This window comes from Stenotrophomonas sp. STEN087 (assembly GCF_056759115.1).
In genome coordinates this window covers 1-15,520 of sequence record NZ_JBRRCR010000093.1, presented here as the reverse complement: position 1 = coordinate 15,520, position 15,520 = coordinate 1, and the positions used below count along the sequence as shown (strand labels likewise).

Below are 15,520 nucleotides of genomic sequence, written 5' to 3'. Positions count from 1 at the left end.
GCGCCCCCCCCCCCCCGCGGGCGGGGGCCCCCCCCCCCCCCCCCCCCCGCCTCTCGACAGTTTCCGTGGGGCGCGGACGGGAAGGGCGGAATCAAGGGAAAAGGCAAAAGCAAAAAAGGCAGCCCATGGCTGCCTTTTTTGCTTGTTGGGGTCAGATCCCTTTGCACAGCAAAGGGCTCTGACCCCGGCTTTACAGCAAGAGCATCCACGCATGGCGTGGATCTACTGCTTCTGCCTTTGCTCACCCTTCCGCCGCGGGGAGGCTGGGAGGGACGGGTTGGCAGGGCTGCCCGGGACCGTTGGCGCCATGGATGGCGCCATCGAGCCCCCATGGAGGGGTTCACGGCGTGTCCCGGGCAGTCCTGCCGACCCGGCCCACGCCATGAAGCCCAACGAGGCAAGGCTCTGAACCTTACAGCGCCTCGAAAATACCCGCCGCGCCCATGCCCGTGCCGATGCACATCGTCACCATGCCGTACTTCTGCTGGCGACGACGCAGGCCGTGCAGCAGGGTCGCGGTGCGGATCGCGCCGGTCGCACCCAGCGGGTGGCCCAGGGCGATCGCGCCGCCCAGCGGGTTGACCTTGCTCGGGTCCAGGCCGCAATCGCGGATCACCGCCAGCGACTGCGCGGCGAAGGCTTCATTGAGCTCGATCCAATCCAGCTGGTCCTGGGTCAGGCCGGCCTGCTTCAGTGCCTTCGGGATCGCGGCGATCGGGCCGATGCCCATCACTTCCGGACGCACGCCGGCCACCGAGAAGCTGACGAAACGGGCCAGCGGGGTCAGGCCGTAATCCTTGATCGCCTGTTCCGAGGCCAGCAGCACCGCGCCGGCGCCGTCGCTCATCTGCGAGGAGTTACCGGCGGTGACCGTGCCACCGAACTGGCCGTTGCGGAACACCGGGCGCAGCTTGGCCAGGCCTTCGGCCGAGGAGTCCGGACGCGGACCTTCGTCGGTGTCGGCAACCTTGTTGCGGGTGATGATGCGCTGGCCATCAGCCAGGTCCGGCAGGTGCGAGACGATCTCGTACGGGCTGATCTCATCCTTGAACTCGCCGTTCTGGATGGCGGCCATGGCCTTCTGGTGCGAGGCGAGGGCAAAGGCGTCCTGGTCTTCGCGCGAGACCTTCCACTCTTCAGCAACCTTCTCGGCGGTGATGCCCATGCCGTAGGCGATGGCCACATGGTCGTTGTCGAACACGCTCGGCGCCATCGCGATCTTGTTGCCCATCATCGGCACCATCGACATCGATTCGGTGCCGCCGGCCAGCATCAGGTCGGCGTTGCCCAGGCGGATCGCGTCGGCGGCCTGCGCCACGGCCTGCAGGCCGGAGGAGCAGAATCGGTTCACGGTCTGCGCGGCAATCGTGTTCGGCAGGCCGGCCAGCAGCACGCCGATGCGCGCCACGTTCATGCCCTGCTCGGCTTCCGGCATCGCGCAGCCGATGATCGCGTCATCGATGCGGTTGACGTCCACGCCCGGGGCCTGGGCGACGACGCTGCGCAGCACGTGCGCAAGCATGTCGTCGGGGCGGGTGTTGCGGAACATGCCCTTGGGCGCCTTGCCAACCGGGGTGCGGGTGGCGGCGACGATGTAGGCGTCCTGGATTTGCTTGGTCATTGCGGTGATCTCTCGAATGGGTTTTGCAGAGTCGAGCCATGCTCGACTGCTACAGCCGGAGTGCCGACCAACGGTCGGCACCTACCAGAGGCAGAGGAGTGCCGACCAACAGCCGGCACCCGCCATCAATCAGTTGCGCAGCGGCTTGCCGGTCTTCAGCATGTGCGCGATACGGGCCTGGGTCTTTTCCTGCTGGGCCAGTTCGACGAAGTGCTTGCGCTCCAGGGTCAGCAGCCACTCTTCGTCCACCAGGGTGCCGCGGTCGACCTTGCCGCCGCACAGCACGGTGGCGATGCGCTCGGCGATCTCGTAGTCGTACGGGCTGATGAAACGGCCTTCCAGCATGTTGACCAGCATCATCTTGAAGGTGGCGATACCCACGTCACCGGCCACCTGGATGCGGCGTGCCGGCAGCGGCGGGCGGTAACCGGCTTCGGCCAGTGCACGCGCTTCGGCCTTGGCGATGTACAGCGCCTCGTAGCTGTTGAACACCACCTTGTCGGTGCTGCGCAGCAGGCCCAGTTCCTGGGCATTGACCGCCGAGTTGGACACCTTGGCCATCGCCACGGTCTCGAAGGTCTTCTTCAGTTCGGCGAACACGTCACCGCCCGGACCTGCGGCCTGCGAGGCACGCACGGCCAGTTCCTTCAGGCCGCCACCGGCCGGCAGCAGGCCGACGCCGGCCTCGACCAGGCCGATGTAGCTTTCCAGGAAGGCCACGGTCTTGGCGCTGTGCATCTGGAATTCGCAGCCGCCACCCAGGGCCAGGCCGCGCACGGCGGCAACCACCGGCACCAGCGAGTACTTGATGCGCTGGCTGGTGCGCTGGAAGTTGGCGACCATCTCTTCGAACTGGTCGACCTTGCCGGCCTGCAGCAGGCCGAGCGCACCGGCCAGGTCGGCACCGGCGGAGAAGGGTTCCTTCTGCTGCCAGATCACCAGGCCCTGGAAATCCTTCTCGGCGCGGCTGACGCATTCCTGCAGGCCGTCGAGCACCTGGTCGGAAACGGTGTTCATCTTGGTCTTGAAGCTGACCACGGCGATGCCGTCGCCGTCGTGCCACATGCGCAGGCCGTCGTTCTCGAACACGGTCTCGCCCGGCGCGAACTTCTCGCCCAGCAGCGGATCCGGGAAGCGCTGGCGCTGGTACACCGGCAGCGCCGAACGCGGCAGCTTGGCGTTGCGCGACGGGCTGTAGCTGCCTTCGGCGGCGTGCACGCCGTCGCGGCCATCGAACACCCAGTCCGGCAGCGGGGCGCTGCTCATGCTCTTGCCGGCGACGATGTCATCGGCGATCCACTGCGCGACCTGCTTCCAGCCAGCAGCCTGCCAGGTCTCGAACGGGCCCAGCGACCAGCCGTAGCCCCAGCGGATGGCCAGGTCCACGTCGCGCGCGGTCTCGGCGATGTCGGCCAGGTGGTAGGCGCTGTAATGGAACAGGTCGCGGAAGGTCGCCCACAGGAACTGCGCCTGCGGGTGCTGGCTTTCGCGCAGCTTGGCGAACTTCTCGGCCGGGTTCTTGATCTTCAGGATCTCGACCACTTCCGGTGCAGCGGTGCGGTCGGCCGGGCGATAGTCCTGCTTCTCCAGGTCGAGGACGACGATGTCCTTGCCGACCTTGCGGAAGATGCCGGCGCCGGTCTTCTGGCCCAGCGCGCCCTTGGCGATCAGCGCGTCCAGCCACTTCGGCGACTTGAAGAACTCATGCCACGGGTCGTTCGGCAGGGTGTCGCCCATGGTCTTGATGACGTGGGCCATGGTGTCCAGGCCGACCACGTCCGAGGTGCGGTAGGTGGCCGACTTCGGGCGGCCGACCAGCGGGCCGGTCAGGCCGTCCACTTCATCGAAGCCCAGGCCGAATTCCTGGGTGTGGTGGATGGTGGACAGGATCGAGAACACGCCGATGCGGTTGCCGATGAAGTTCGGGGTGTCCTTGGCGTACACCACGCCCTTGCCCAGGGTGGTGACCAGGAATGCTTCCAGGCCTTCCAGCACGGCGGCGTCGGTGGTGGTGGCCGGGATCAGCTCGGCCAGATGCATGTAGCGCGGCGGGTTGAAGAAGTGCACGCCGCAGAAGCGGTGGCGCAGCTGCTCCGGCAGCACGTCGGCCAGCTTGTTGATGCCCAGGCCCGAGGTGTTGGAGGCCAGCACCGCGTGGTCGGCCACGAACGGGGCGATCTTCTTGTACAGGTCCTGCTTCCAGTCCATGCGCTCGGCGATGGCCTCGATGATCAGGTCGCAGTCCTTCAGCTGTTCCAGGCCCGACTCATAATTCGCCGGGGTGATGGCTTCAGCCAGCGACTTGCTGGCCAGCGGCGCCGGGCTCAGCTTGCCCAGGTTGGCGATCGCCTTCAGCACGATGCCGTCGGCCGGACCTTCCTTGGCAGGCAGGTCGAACAGCACGGTGTCGACGCCAGCGTTGGTGAGGTGGGCGGCGATCTGGGCACCCATGACGCCGGCACCCAGCACGGCGGCGCGGCGGACTAGCAGGGAATTGGACATGGTGTAGGGCCTTTGTTGGTCAGCAGTTACTGGGTGGGTCACACCCGGTCGAATCACGGAGAAGCGGGCAGGGCACTGCCGCGTGCGGCGGCGCGGAACCCGGCTTCGGCGAAATGGATCAGTTCATGGGCGGCATGGGCACGATGCGCCGCTTCGGTGACACCTGCGGGTCGCTTGATCAGGCCGAAATCTGCCATGGCGTAGGTGAGCGAACCGGCCAGGAAATCCAGGCGCCAGTAAAGCTCCTCCTTGCTCAGGCCCGGCACGCACTCGGCGATGGCCTTGCCGAACGCGCGCAGCACGTGGCCGTAGTGGTCGGACAGGAACTTGCGCAGGTTGTCGTTCTTCTCGGCGTAGGCGCGGGCGATCACCCGCACGAAGGCGCCGCCGCTCTGCCGGTCCTGGGCCATGGCCAGGGCGGGCTCGACGAAGGCGGCCAGCACCGGGCGCAGCTGGCCGGGGTGTTCGCTGCGGGCGCGCTCCAGCTGCATCAGGCGCACGCTGGTCATCTCGTCCATGCGCCGGCGGAACACCTCGTTGACCAGGTTTTCCTTGGAGCCGAAGTGGTAGTTGACCGCCGCGATATTGACGTCGGCCTGGCTGGTGACCTGGCGCAGCGAGGTGCCGGCGAAGCCATGCAGGGCGAACAGCTCCTCGGCGGCGCCGAGAATCCGGTCCTTGGTCGAGAAGTGGGCGGGCTTGGCCATGGGGCGGCGGACCTTAATCAAACGATTGTTTGATACTAGGACCAGACGGGGGCGTATGGCATTTTGCAGTGCAGCAAAATGGCCGGGACGGTCAGAATCCGCTCAGGTGGGTGAACGGGGTGGGGGCGGGGGCGGATCCCCGAACGGCGCTCCGACCTCGATGCTGCCCGGGCAATGGGGTCAGAGCCCCTGCGGGGATCCGACCCCTGCGGCCGGGGGCCTGCCAGTCATGGGCTGGCACTACTGGGCAGGATCTCTTACAATTCGCCTACGTTTATCAGGCTAAGCCCGCGTCCCGACGCGGGTTTTTTTCATGTTACCCTTCGGGCCATCAGCGGCCCGATTCCATTGGAGACATCCCATGGCGCTGGAGCGCACCCTTTCGATCATCAAGCCGGACGCCGTTGCCAAGAACGTCATCGGCGAAATCTACGCCCGCTTCGAGAAGGCCGGCCTGAAGGTCGTGGCCGCCAAGTACAAGCAGCTGTCGCGTCGTGAAGCCGAAGGCTTCTACGCCGTGCACCGCGAGCGTCCGTTCTTCAACGCGCTGGTCGAGTTCATGATCTCCGGCCCGGTGATGATCCAGGCCCTGGAAGGCGAGAACGCCGTCCTGGCCCACCGCGACCTGCTGGGCGCCACCAACCCGAAGGAAGCCGCTGCGGGCACCATCCGCGCCGACTTCGCCGAATCCATCGATGCCAATGCCGCCCACGGCTCGGACTCGGTCGAGAATGCCGCGATTGAAATCGCCTACTTCTTCGCCGCCACCGAAGTCGTCTCGCGCTGAGAGTAATGCCGTGAACGAGGTCGTACAGTCCCCCGCCATCCAGCCGCTGCCGAAGTCGGCACCCACGGCTGGCAAGCAGAACCTGCTCGACCTCGATCGCGCGGGCCTGGAGAAATTCTTCGTCGAGGTTCTCGGCGAAAAGAAGTTCCGTGCCCATCAGGTGATGAAGTGGATCCACCATCGCTACGTCACCGATTTCGATGAAATGACCGACCTCGGCAAGGTCCTGCGCGCCAAGCTGCAGGCCCATGCCGAGGTGCTGGTTCCGAACATCGTGTTCGACAAGCCTTCCGCCGACGGCACCCACAAGTGGCTGCTGGCGATGGGCGTGGATGGCAAGAACGCCATCGAGACCGTGTACATCCCCGACAAGACCCGCGGCACGCTGTGCGTGTCCTCGCAGGTCGGTTGCGGCCTGAACTGCACGTTCTGCTCTACCGCCACCCAGGGCTTCAACCGCAACCTGACCACTGCCGAGATCATCGGCCAGGTGTGGGTTGCCGCACGCCACCTGGGCAACGTGCCGCACCAGATGCGCCGTCTCACCAACGTGGTGATGATGGGCATGGGCGAGCCGCTGATGAATTTCGACAACGTCGTGCGCGCCATGAGCGTGATGCGCGACGACCTGGGCTACGGCCTGGCCAACAAGCGCGTGACCCTGTCGACCTCCGGCCTGGTGCCGCAGATCGACCGCCTGTCCACCGAAAGCGACGTGTCGCTGGCGGTGTCGCTGCACGCGCCCAACGATGCGCTGCGCGAGACGCTGGTGCCGCTGAACAAGAAGTACCCGATCGCCGAGCTGATGGCTTCGTGCGCACGCTACCTGCGCGCCAACAAGCGCCGCGAATCGGTCACCTTCGAATACACCCTGATGAAGGGCATCAACGACAAGCCCGAGCATGCCCGCGAGCTGGCCCGCCTGATGCGCCAGTTCGACAACGCGGTGCAGGCCAAGGATTCGGGCAAGGTCAACCTGATCCCGTTCAACCCGTTCCCGGGCACCCGCTACGAGCGTTCGGAAGAAGCGCATATCCGCGCCTTCCAGAAGATCCTGCTCGACAGCAACGTGCTGACGATGGTCCGCCGCACCCGTGGCGACGACATCGACGCCGCCTGTGGCCAGCTCAAGGGCCAGGTGATGGACCGCACCCGCCGCCAGGCGGAATTCAACAAGACGTTGCTGGCAGGGAAGGGGAGCGATGCGGCCGCGTGACCGTCTCTGGCCAGTCCTGATTGCAGGGGTGCTGGCCGTTTCGGCCAGTGGCTGCGGTAAGACCACCAAGTCGCACCTCCCCGGGGAATACACCCGCAGTGGTGATATCGCCCCGGAGCGCCACGTGCGAGATGCGCCGGGCGTCCGCGAGGAATTCCGTTACCAGGACCAGCTCGCGCTGGCAGCCCGCGACATGCAGGTGGGCAACCTGGACGAGGCCGAGCGCAAGGTGCGTCAGGCCATCAAGCTGAAGCCCAAGGGCGTGGACGGGGTGATGCTGATGGCCGGCATCGACGACCGTCGTGGCCGCACACAGCAGGCAGGCGAAGGCTTCCGCCGCGCCGCCGAGCTTGCGCCGCAGCGCGGTGACGTCCTCAACAATTACGGTGCCTGGCTGTGCCAGCACGGCAATGCCGCCGAATCGCTGGTGTGGTTCGACCGGGCGCTGCAGCTGCCGGGCAGTGCTTCGGCAGGCGGCACGCTGGCCAATGCCGGTAGCTGTGCGCTGGATGCGGGGCAGGTGGAACGCGCCGAGCGCGACCTGCGCGCCGCCCTGGTCACGATGCCGGCGAACCCGGTCGCGCTCGAGGCGATGGCCCAGCTCAACGTCCGTCGTGGCCGGTTCTTCGAGGCGCGCGCCTTCGCCGAACGTAGGATTGCGGCTGCACCGGCCACACGTTCCGTGTTACAACTTGCGTCTGAAATCGAGGCGCGACTGGGCGATCAGGCGGCATCCGATCGTTATCTGCAGCGGATTCGACAGGAATTTCCGCAGGACGCGGGCTCCTAACCTTCAGGGTTGATGCATTGTGATTGATGACCAGACTGTGAGCGCTCTCGATACTGCGGTCGGCTGCGGCACCCGCCTGCGCCAGGCCCGCGAGGCGGCCGGACTGACTCTCGAAGATGTCGGCCAGCGCCTGCGCATGCCGGTGCAGGTGGTCAGGTCGCTTGAAGAAGAGCAGTGGCAGAAGCTCGGCGCCCCGGTGTTCGTCCGCGGCCAGCTGCGCAGCTATGCGCGCCTGCTGAACGTGGATATCAGCCAGCTGCTGGAGCAGGCCCAGGTCGGTGCGGTCGTTCCGCCCACCCTGGTCAGCCATACCCATATCCCGCGTGCCCGCCGCATCGCCGAGAACCTCGGCCGGCGCATGCTGTATGTCGGCATCACCGCAGTGCTGGCGGTGCCGGTGTGGTTCGCCACCCGCGGCCACTTCGACAATACCCCGGCGACCCCGAACACGGCCTCGCTGGACGTGGTGCCGGCCGCCGTGCCGGTAGCCCCGTCCTCGGTCGGCAACGAACCGGCGGGCGCCAGTGCCGAGACGGCGGTTGCCGCCGCCAAGCCGGCTGCCACCCCCTACGTGGCCTCGCTGGCCCCGGTGCCGCGTCCGGCCCCGGCCGCCCCGGCCACCGCCAACCTGGACATGCAGTTCAGTGGCGACAGCTGGGTCGATATCGCGGGCCCCGACGGCGGCTCGGTCGAGAAGGCGCTGATCAAGGCCGGCGAGACCCGCAGCTTCACCCCCGGCCAGGTGAGCCGCGTGACCTTGGGCAACGCCTCGGCGGTCCAGGTTCAGCAGAACGGCGCTATCGTCGATCTGACCCCCTACCAGCGAGCCAACGTGGCCCGCTTTCAGGTATCCTCTGAAGGCTCCGTTGTCCCGGTTTCACACTGAGACGCGGTTTCACCACCTTCGATAATCCCAATGGTCCCTCCCTACGGGCGGGGCGAGAGTACGCATGGCGATCGACGATCTGCTCGACGAGCACGAACAAAGTGAACGTGTCCGCAGCTGGCTGCGGAAGAATGGCGCCAGCATCCTCGGTGGCGTAGCGATCGCCATCGGCGCCATTGCCGGCTGGCAGTGGTACCAGACCAACCAGGGCGGCAAGCTGGCCTCGGCCAATGTCGAGTACCAGAAGGCGCTGGTTGGCCTGCAGGGCAACAAGCTGGATGACGCGGCAAAGGCGGTCAAGGCGCTGGAGGCTGGCCCGTCCAGCATCTACGGCGATCTGGCGGCCCTGCAGCTGGCCAAGGCCCAGGTCGACGCCGGCAAGAACGAAGAAGCACTGGCCACCCTGCGCGCCGTGAAGGTCGAGGGCGACCTGCAGCGCGTGGTCGACCAGCGCGTGGCCCGCCTGCTGGTGGCCACCGGCAAGAGCGACGAAGCGATCAAGCTGCTTGGCAGCGCCACCGACAGCAGCAGCCTGGAAATCCAGGGCGATGCGCTGCTGGCGCAGGGCAAGCGTGACGCCGCCCGTGAGAAGTATGAGAAGGCGCTTAAGACGCTGGACGTGGCAGCACCGCAGCGGCGTGTGCTGGAAACCAAGGTTATGGACGCTGGCGGCACCGTCGCCGCCCCTGCGGAGTCGGTTTGATGAGTCAGAAGGTCATGATTACGCGCGTCGCCTCCGTCCTGCTGCTGGGCATGGCACTGACCGGCTGCAGCACCATGAAGGGCTGGTTCGCCGGTAAGGATGCCGCCGCCAAGAAGGCGCAGGAGCCGGCCGAACTGGTCAAGTTCGAGCCGACCGTGAAGGTCAACAAGGCCTGGTCGGTCAACCTGGGCAAGGGCGAGCGCCGCATCGGCGTGCGCCAGGGCCCGGCCGTGGCCAATGGCCATGTGTTCGCTGCGGCGATCACCGGTGGCGTGCACGCCATCGACCTGCAGACCGGTAAGAAGGTCTGGACCTGGGAGCCGCAGAAGGAAAAGAAGAAGGCCAAGCTGCGCCTGTCCGGCGGCCCGGGTGTCGGCGAGAACCTGGTGGTCATCGGTACCCTCGATGGCCAGGTGATCGCGCTGGACATCAACGATGGCAGCGAGAAGTGGCGCGCGCGCGTGCCGGGCGAAGTGATCTCGGCCCCGGCCGTGGCGCAGGGCTTGGTGTTCGTGCGCAGCAATGATGGTCGCGTCACCGCGTTTGAAGCCTCCAACGGCACCCAGAAGTGGTTCAACCCCAGCGAGCTGCCGGCGCTGACCGTGCGTGGCAACGCGCCGGTGGTCACCGGTCCGGGCGTGCTGTTCATCGGCAAGGATGACGGCGCCGTCGCCGCCCTGGCCATGCAGGACGGCCGCACCCTGTGGGACCAGACCGTGGGCAGCCCCGAAGGCCGCACCGAGCTGGAGCGCATGGCCGACGTCGACGGCGCTCCGGTGCTGGAAGGCAATACGCTGTTCGTGAGCAGCTTCAAGAACCAGACCATGGCCATCGAAGGCCCGACCGGTCGCCCGCTGTGGGCGCGCGACCACGGCGGTGCCGGTGGCGTGGCGGTGTCTTCGGGCAATGTGTTCGTTACCGACCCCAAGGGCGGCGTGTTCGGCCTGGACAAGGCCAGTGGCACCGCGATGTGGTCGCAGACCGGTCTGGCGCGTCGTTCGCTGACCGGCCCTGCGCTGCAGGGAGATTACGTGGTGGTCGGTGACTACAAGGGATACCTGCATTGGCTGCAGGCCTCCGACGGCGCGATGGCGGCGCGGGCCAAGAGCGGCGGTGACGCCCTGCTGGCCCAGCCAATCGTCGTCGACGGGGTGCTGCTGGTGCAGAATGTTGACGGCAAGCTGACCGCGTTCCGGTTAGCAAATTAATACGGAGTAATCGCGATGCTGCCTTTGGTCGCCCTGGTTGGACGGCCGAATGTCGGCAAGTCGACCATTTTCAATGCGTTGACCCGCACGCGTGACGCCCTGGTCCATGACCAGCCCGGCGTCACCCGTGATCGCAATTACGGCGTCTGCCGTCTGGACGAGGACAACCATTTCCTCGTCGTGGACACCGGCGGTATTGCCGAGGAAGAGGAAGGCCTGGCCGGCGCTACCACGCGCCAGGCTCGCGCCGCTGCAGCCGAAGCCGATCTGATCCTGTTCGTCGTCGATGCCCGCGAGGGTACCTCGGCGATGGATGACGAGATCCTGGCCTGGCTGCGCAAGCTGTCGCGCCCGACGCTGCTGCTGATCAACAAGATCGACGGCACCGACGAGGACACCGTCCGCTCGGAATTCGCCCGGTATGGCTTCAGCGAAATGCTGACCGTGTCGGCCGCCCATCGCCAGGGTCTGGATGACCTGATGGACGAAGTGATCCAGCGCCTGCCCGAAGAAGGCAGCGGCGAAGAGCTGGACAACGATCCGAACCGCATCCGCATCGCCTTCGTCGGCCGCCCCAACGTGGGCAAGTCGACGCTGGTCAACCGCATCCTTGGCGAAGAACGCATGATCGCCTCGGACGTGCCGGGCACCACGCGAGACTCGATCGCCGTGGACCTGGAGCGAGACGGTCGCGAATACCGCCTGATCGATACCGCCGGCCTGCGCCGTCGTTCGCGCGTGGACGAGGTCGTCGAGAAGTTCTCGGTGGTCAAGACCATGCAGTCCATCGAGCAGTGCCAGGTGGCCGTGCTGATGCTGGACGCCACCGAAGGCGTGACCGACCAGGACGCCACCGTGCTGGGCGCGGTGCTGGATGCCGGCCGTGCGCTGGTCATCGCCATCAACAAGTGGGATGGCCTGACCGAGTACCAGCGCGAGCAGGCGGAAACGATGCTGTCGCTGCGCCTGGGCTTCGTGCCGTGGGCCGAGTCGGTGCGCATTTCCGCCAAGCATGGTTCGGGCCTGCGTGAGCTGTTCCGTGCGGTGCACCGCGCGCACGAATCGGCCAACAAGACCTTCACCACCAGCGAAGTGAACAAGGCGCTGGAAATGGCTTACGAGACCAACCCGCCGCCGACCATCCGCGGTCACGTCTCCAAGCTGCGTTACGTGCACCCGGCCGGCGCCAACCCGCCGACCTTCATCGTGCACGGTACGCGCCTGAAGGAGCTGCAGGAATCGTACAAGCGCTACCTGGAGAACTTCTTCCGCAAGCGCTTCAAGCTGATCGGCACGCCGGTGAGCTTCATCTTCCGCGAGGGTACCAACCCGTACGAGGGCAAGAAGAACGTCCTCACCGAGCGGCAGGTCAAGGCCAAGCGGCGCTTGATGAAGCACGTCAAGGGCAAGTGATCCACGAAAAGGCGGCCGCAGGGCCGCCTTTTTCGTGTAGAGCCGAGCCCGCGCTCGGCTCATTGCCCGGCGGATCCCTGTGCGCCGCTGCGCTCGCCGGGCATGGCCCGGCGCTACCGACGGAAACCGACGGGGTAGAGTCGACTGTCAGTCGACTACCGCGCGCAGCGCGGGGTTTCGGCATTACGCCAACGGCAGTCGACCAACGGTCGACTCTACCGCGTCCGCCCGCGCCCCGCGGCCGTCCTACAATAGGCGCATGAGCATTCCAGAGCTTTCCCCGCAGCAGGCGCAGGCGCGCGTGGCCCACGGTGCAGTGCTGATCGACGTGCGCCAGGCGCATGAGCGTGCCGGTGGCATGGCCGAGGGCGCGCGTGGCGTGGCCAAGGATGATCTGCTGGCCGACCCGGTCGCGCATCTGCCGGTCCAGGGCCAGGACATCCTGCTGATCTGCCAGAGCGGCAAGCGATCGGCCGACGCGGCGCAGGCGCTGCTGGCCGCAGGCTATTCAAACGTGGCCTCCGTGGCCGGCGGCACCGTGGCCTGGCGCGAGCAGGGGCTGCCGCTGGTGCAGCCGATGCTGGATGCCGCCGACCGCGATTTCTACGACCGCTATTCGCGCCATCTGCTGCTGCCGCAGGTGGGTGAGTCCGGCCAGCGCCGCCTGCAGCAGTCGCGTGTGCTGGTGCTAGGCGCGGGTGGCCTGGGCGCGCCCGCAGGCTTCTATCTGGCGGCGGCCGGGGTGGGGCATCTGCGTTTTGCCGACCACGACCGGGTCGAGCGCAGCAACCTGCACCGGCAGATCGTGCATACCGAGGCCAGCGTCGGCCAGCTGAAGGTGGATTCGGCGCGCGAGCGGCTGCTGGCGTTGAATCCGTCCATCGAGGTCGAAGCCGTGCCCGAGCGGGTGAGCTCGGAGAACGTCGATCGCCTGCTGGACGGCGTCGACGTGGTGCTGGACGGCTCGGACAACTTCCCGCTGCGCTACCTGCTCAACGATGCCTGCATCAAGCACGCGAAGCCCATGGTCTATGCCGCCATCGAGCGCTTTGACGGGCAGGTAAGCGTGTTTGATGCGGGCCGCCAGCGTGGCGCGGCCCCGTGCTACCGCTGCCTGTTCCCTGAACCGCCGCCGCCGGAGTTCGCGCCCAACTGTTCCGAGGCGGGCGTGCTCGGCGTGCTGCCCGGCCTGGCTGGGGTGCTGCAGGCTACCGAGGTATTGAAGCTGTTGCTGGGCATCGGCGAGCCGCTGGTCGGCCGGCTGCTGCGCTTCGATGCGCTGGGCATGCGCTTCCGCGAAACCCGCATCCAGCCCGATCCGCAGTGCCCGGTGTGTGCGCCCGGGGTGCCGTTCCCGGGGTATATCGATTACGCCGCGTTTTGCCGGGTCGGGTGATCGCTGCGCACCCTCATCCACGCATGGCGTGGATCTACTGCGGCGTTGATCCACGCGATGCGTCGATGACACGCCGCGATAATCCAGTAGATCCACGCCATGCGTGGATGAATGTCGGCTATTCCGGAACGATGCTGGGTATCAATCCCGCCATCGTTCCATTTCCGGCACAACTAAACGCAACGTCGATGCTATTGCCGTCAGAAAACTTGCTCTATCGTTGAGGCCGATTTCGGTTTTCGGGGATACACCGCATGGCGGTAGAAGCAGCGACCAGCGAACTGGTCAAGGTCGTCGCCCTGTTGGGCGCGGCAGTGGTGATGGTGCCCCTGTTCCGCAGGCTCGGCCTGGGTTCGGTGCTGGGTTACTTCGCCGCGGGCCTGGCGATCGGACCGTTCGGCCTGGGCTGGTTCTCCGACCCGCAGGCGATCCTGCATACGGCCGAGCTGGGCGTGGTGATGTTCCTGTTCGTCATCGGCCTGGAAATGCGCCCCTCGCACCTGTGGAGCCTGCGCAAGGAAATCTTCGGGCTGGGCACGCTGCAGATCGTCACCTGTGCGCTGGTGCTGACCAGCATCGCCAAGCTGTTCGGCCTGCCGTGGCAGGTTGCCTTCATCGGCGCCACCGGCTTCGTGCTCACCTCCACCGCGGTGGTGATGCAGCTGCTGGCCGAGCGCGGTGACATCGCGCTGCCGTCGGGGCAGAAGATCGTCTCCATCCTGCTGTTCGAAGACCTGCTGATCGTGCCGCTGCTGGCCCTGGTGGCGTGGATGGCACCGAGCGCCGGCAGTGCCGATGGCGAGGGCTCGCGCTGGCTGTCGGTGGCGATCGGCGTGGGTGCCATCGTCGGCCTGGTGCTGGTCGGCCGCTTCCTGCTCAATCCGCTGTTCCGCCTGCTTGCCGAATCGAAAGCACGCGAAGTGATGACCGCCGCCGCGCTGCTGGTGGTGCTGGGTGCGGCGTTGCTGATGCAGCTGTCCGGCCTGTCGATGGCGATGGGCGCGTTCCTTGCCGGCGTGCTGCTGAGCGAATCCACCTTCCGTCACCAGATCGAAGCGGACATCGAGCCGTTCCGCGGCATCCTGCTGGGGCTGTTCTTCCTCAGCGTGGGCATGGCGCTGGACTTGGGCGTGGTGGCTGGCAACTGGCCGATGATCGTCGGCCTGGTGCTGGCGCTGATGGCGGCCAAGGCGCTGTGCATCTACGTCGTTGCGCGGGTGATGGGCAGCGACCACGCGCAGGCGATTGACCGCGGCGTGCTGATGGCGCAGGGCGGCGAATTCGCCTTCGTGCTGTTCTCCGCCGCCGCCAGTGGCGGCGTCATCGACATGGACATCAATGCCAACTTCACCGCCGTGGTGGTGCTGTCGATGGCGCTGACCCCGCTGGTGGTGCTGGTCTACAAGCGCGTGGCGCCGAAGCCGGAAGTGAGCCTGGAAGGCGTGGACACTGCCGACGGCCTGTCCGGCAGCGTGCTGATGATCGGCTTCGGCCGCTTCGGCCAGGTGGCCAGCCAGTCGCTGCTGGCCCGCGACGTGGACGTGACCATCATTGACAACGACGTGGAGATGATCCACAACGCCGAGCGCTTCGGTTTCAAGATCTACTACGGCGATGGCACCCGTCTTGACGTGCTGCACGCCTCGGGTGCAGGTTCCGCGCGGGCGATTGCGGTCTGCGTGAACAATGCCGAGGATGCCGACCGCATCGTCGAGCTGGTCGCGCATGAATTCCCGCAGGCCAAGCTGCTGGTGCGCTCGTTCGACCGCGAGCACTCGCTGCGCCTGATCCATGCCGGCGTCGATTTCCAGATCCGCGAGACGTTTGAATCGGCGCTGATGTTCGGCCAGGCCGCGCTGATGGAGTTGGGCGCTGACGAGGATGATGCGCAGGAGATCGCCGAGCAGATCCGCGAGCGCGATGCCGAGCGTTTCGAGCTGGAAATGGCTGGCGGCAGCCTGCGTGCCGGTGCGCACATGGTGTTCGGCAGCGCGCTGCCGGGCGTGCCGACCCCGACCCCGTTCACCGCGCCCAAGCGCAAGGCCCGCACGTTGAATGCGTACCAGGTGCCGGAAGAAGAAGAGGATTGAGCGCAGGGGTCGGATCCCTTTCCAACGGAAAGGGCTCTGACCCCGTTGCAGGTGCGTGTGTGTGTTGAATGGGGTCAGAGCCCTTTGCCTGCGGCAAAGGGATCCGACCCCGCTCTGGTAGTGGCGGGCGGGGGGCGGGCTTGGCGGGGTGATATGGGTTACGGCGCGGGGGCCGCACCTCCGGTTGCAGAGGTGGGGGGG

13 protein-coding genes are annotated in these 15,520 nt (G+C 66.6%); 10 read left to right on the top strand and 3 right to left on the bottom strand.

Features of this window, described 5'->3' with window-relative positions; genetic code table 11:
- Window positions 1-412: 412 nt before the first annotated feature.
- The 3 genes from ACVOK1_RS17865 to ACVOK1_RS17855 all read right to left on the bottom strand — a co-directional run bounded on the left by ACVOK1_RS17865 (window position 413) and on the right by ACVOK1_RS17855 (window position 4,830).
- Window positions 413-1,621 (bottom strand): acetyl-CoA C-acyltransferase, encoded by a 1,209-nt coding sequence (locus ACVOK1_RS17865; protein WP_005416236.1) that lies wholly within the window; start codon window positions 1,619-1,621, stop codon window positions 413-415.
- A gap of 129 nt (window positions 1,622-1,750) precedes the next feature.
- On the bottom strand, window positions 1,751-4,123 hold the full coding sequence (locus tag ACVOK1_RS17860; RefSeq protein WP_200753798.1) for a 3-hydroxyacyl-CoA dehydrogenase/enoyl-CoA hydratase family protein: 2,373 nt from the start codon (window positions 4,121-4,123) through the stop codon (window positions 1,751-1,753).
- Between the two features lie 53 nt (window positions 4,124-4,176).
- Window positions 4,177-4,830 carry a TetR/AcrR family transcriptional regulator gene (locus ACVOK1_RS17855; RefSeq protein WP_481562832.1) on the bottom strand — a complete coding sequence of 218 codons (654 nt, stop codon included), beginning with the start codon at window positions 4,828-4,830 and terminating at the stop codon, window positions 4,177-4,179.
- A gap of 361 nt (window positions 4,831-5,191) precedes the next feature.
- Here ACVOK1_RS17855 and ndk point away from each other — a divergent pair, with 361 nt between their 5' ends.
- The 10 genes from ndk (at window position 5,192) to ACVOK1_RS17805 (ending at window position 15,319) form a co-directional block, all read left to right on the top strand.
- Entirely contained in the window at window positions 5,192-5,617 is a 426-nt protein-coding gene (gene ndk / locus ACVOK1_RS17850; protein ID WP_008265389.1) for a nucleoside-diphosphate kinase, read from the top strand.
- Window positions 5,618-5,627: 10 nt separating this feature from the next.
- Window positions 5,628-6,833, top strand: a complete 1,206-nt coding sequence (gene rlmN / locus ACVOK1_RS17845) for a dual-specificity RNA methyltransferase RlmN (protein WP_164073121.1) — start codon at window positions 5,628-5,630, stop codon at window positions 6,831-6,833.
- Window positions 6,820-7,623, top strand: a complete 804-nt coding sequence (locus ACVOK1_RS17840; protein ID WP_481562831.1) for a type IV pilus biogenesis/stability protein PilW — start codon at window positions 6,820-6,822, stop codon at window positions 7,621-7,623. The genes rlmN and ACVOK1_RS17840 overlap by 14 nt, the downstream gene beginning before the upstream one ends.
- Before the next feature lie 19 nt (window positions 7,624-7,642).
- Window positions 7,643-8,509 (top strand): helix-turn-helix domain-containing protein, encoded by an 867-nt coding sequence (locus ACVOK1_RS17835; protein WP_481562830.1) that lies wholly within the window; start codon window positions 7,643-7,645, stop codon window positions 8,507-8,509.
- Between the two features lie 64 nt (window positions 8,510-8,573).
- The gene (locus ACVOK1_RS17830; protein WP_481562829.1) at window positions 8,574-9,212 is read left to right on the top strand and encodes a YfgM family protein; all 639 of its coding nucleotides are present in this window, start codon (window positions 8,574-8,576) and stop codon (window positions 9,210-9,212) included.
- Entirely contained in the window at window positions 9,212-10,420 is a 1,209-nt protein-coding gene (gene bamB / locus ACVOK1_RS17825; RefSeq protein WP_367382090.1) for an outer membrane protein assembly factor BamB, read from the top strand. The genes ACVOK1_RS17830 and bamB overlap by 1 nt, the downstream gene beginning before the upstream one ends.
- Before the next feature lie 15 nt (window positions 10,421-10,435).
- Window positions 10,436-11,833: a ribosome biogenesis GTPase Der gene (der, locus tag ACVOK1_RS17820; RefSeq protein ID WP_108768625.1), complete on the top strand. Its 1,398-nt coding sequence runs from the start codon at window positions 10,436-10,438 to the stop codon at window positions 11,831-11,833.
- Between the two features lie 259 nt (window positions 11,834-12,092).
- Window positions 12,093-13,229: a molybdopterin-synthase adenylyltransferase MoeB gene (gene moeB / locus ACVOK1_RS17815; RefSeq protein WP_481562828.1), complete on the top strand. Its 1,137-nt coding sequence runs from the start codon at window positions 12,093-12,095 to the stop codon at window positions 13,227-13,229.
- Window positions 13,230-13,252: 23 nt separating this feature from the next.
- The gene (locus tag ACVOK1_RS17810) at window positions 13,253-13,453 is read left to right on the top strand and encodes a hypothetical protein (RefSeq protein ID WP_159097503.1); all 201 of its coding nucleotides are present in this window, start codon (window positions 13,253-13,255) and stop codon (window positions 13,451-13,453) included.
- Window positions 13,454-13,483: 30 nt separating this feature from the next.
- On the top strand, window positions 13,484-15,319 hold the full coding sequence (locus ACVOK1_RS17805; RefSeq protein WP_481562827.1) for a monovalent cation:proton antiporter-2 (CPA2) family protein: 1,836 nt from the start codon (window positions 13,484-13,486) through the stop codon (window positions 15,317-15,319).
- The last annotated feature ends 201 nt before the right edge of the window (window positions 15,320-15,520 follow it).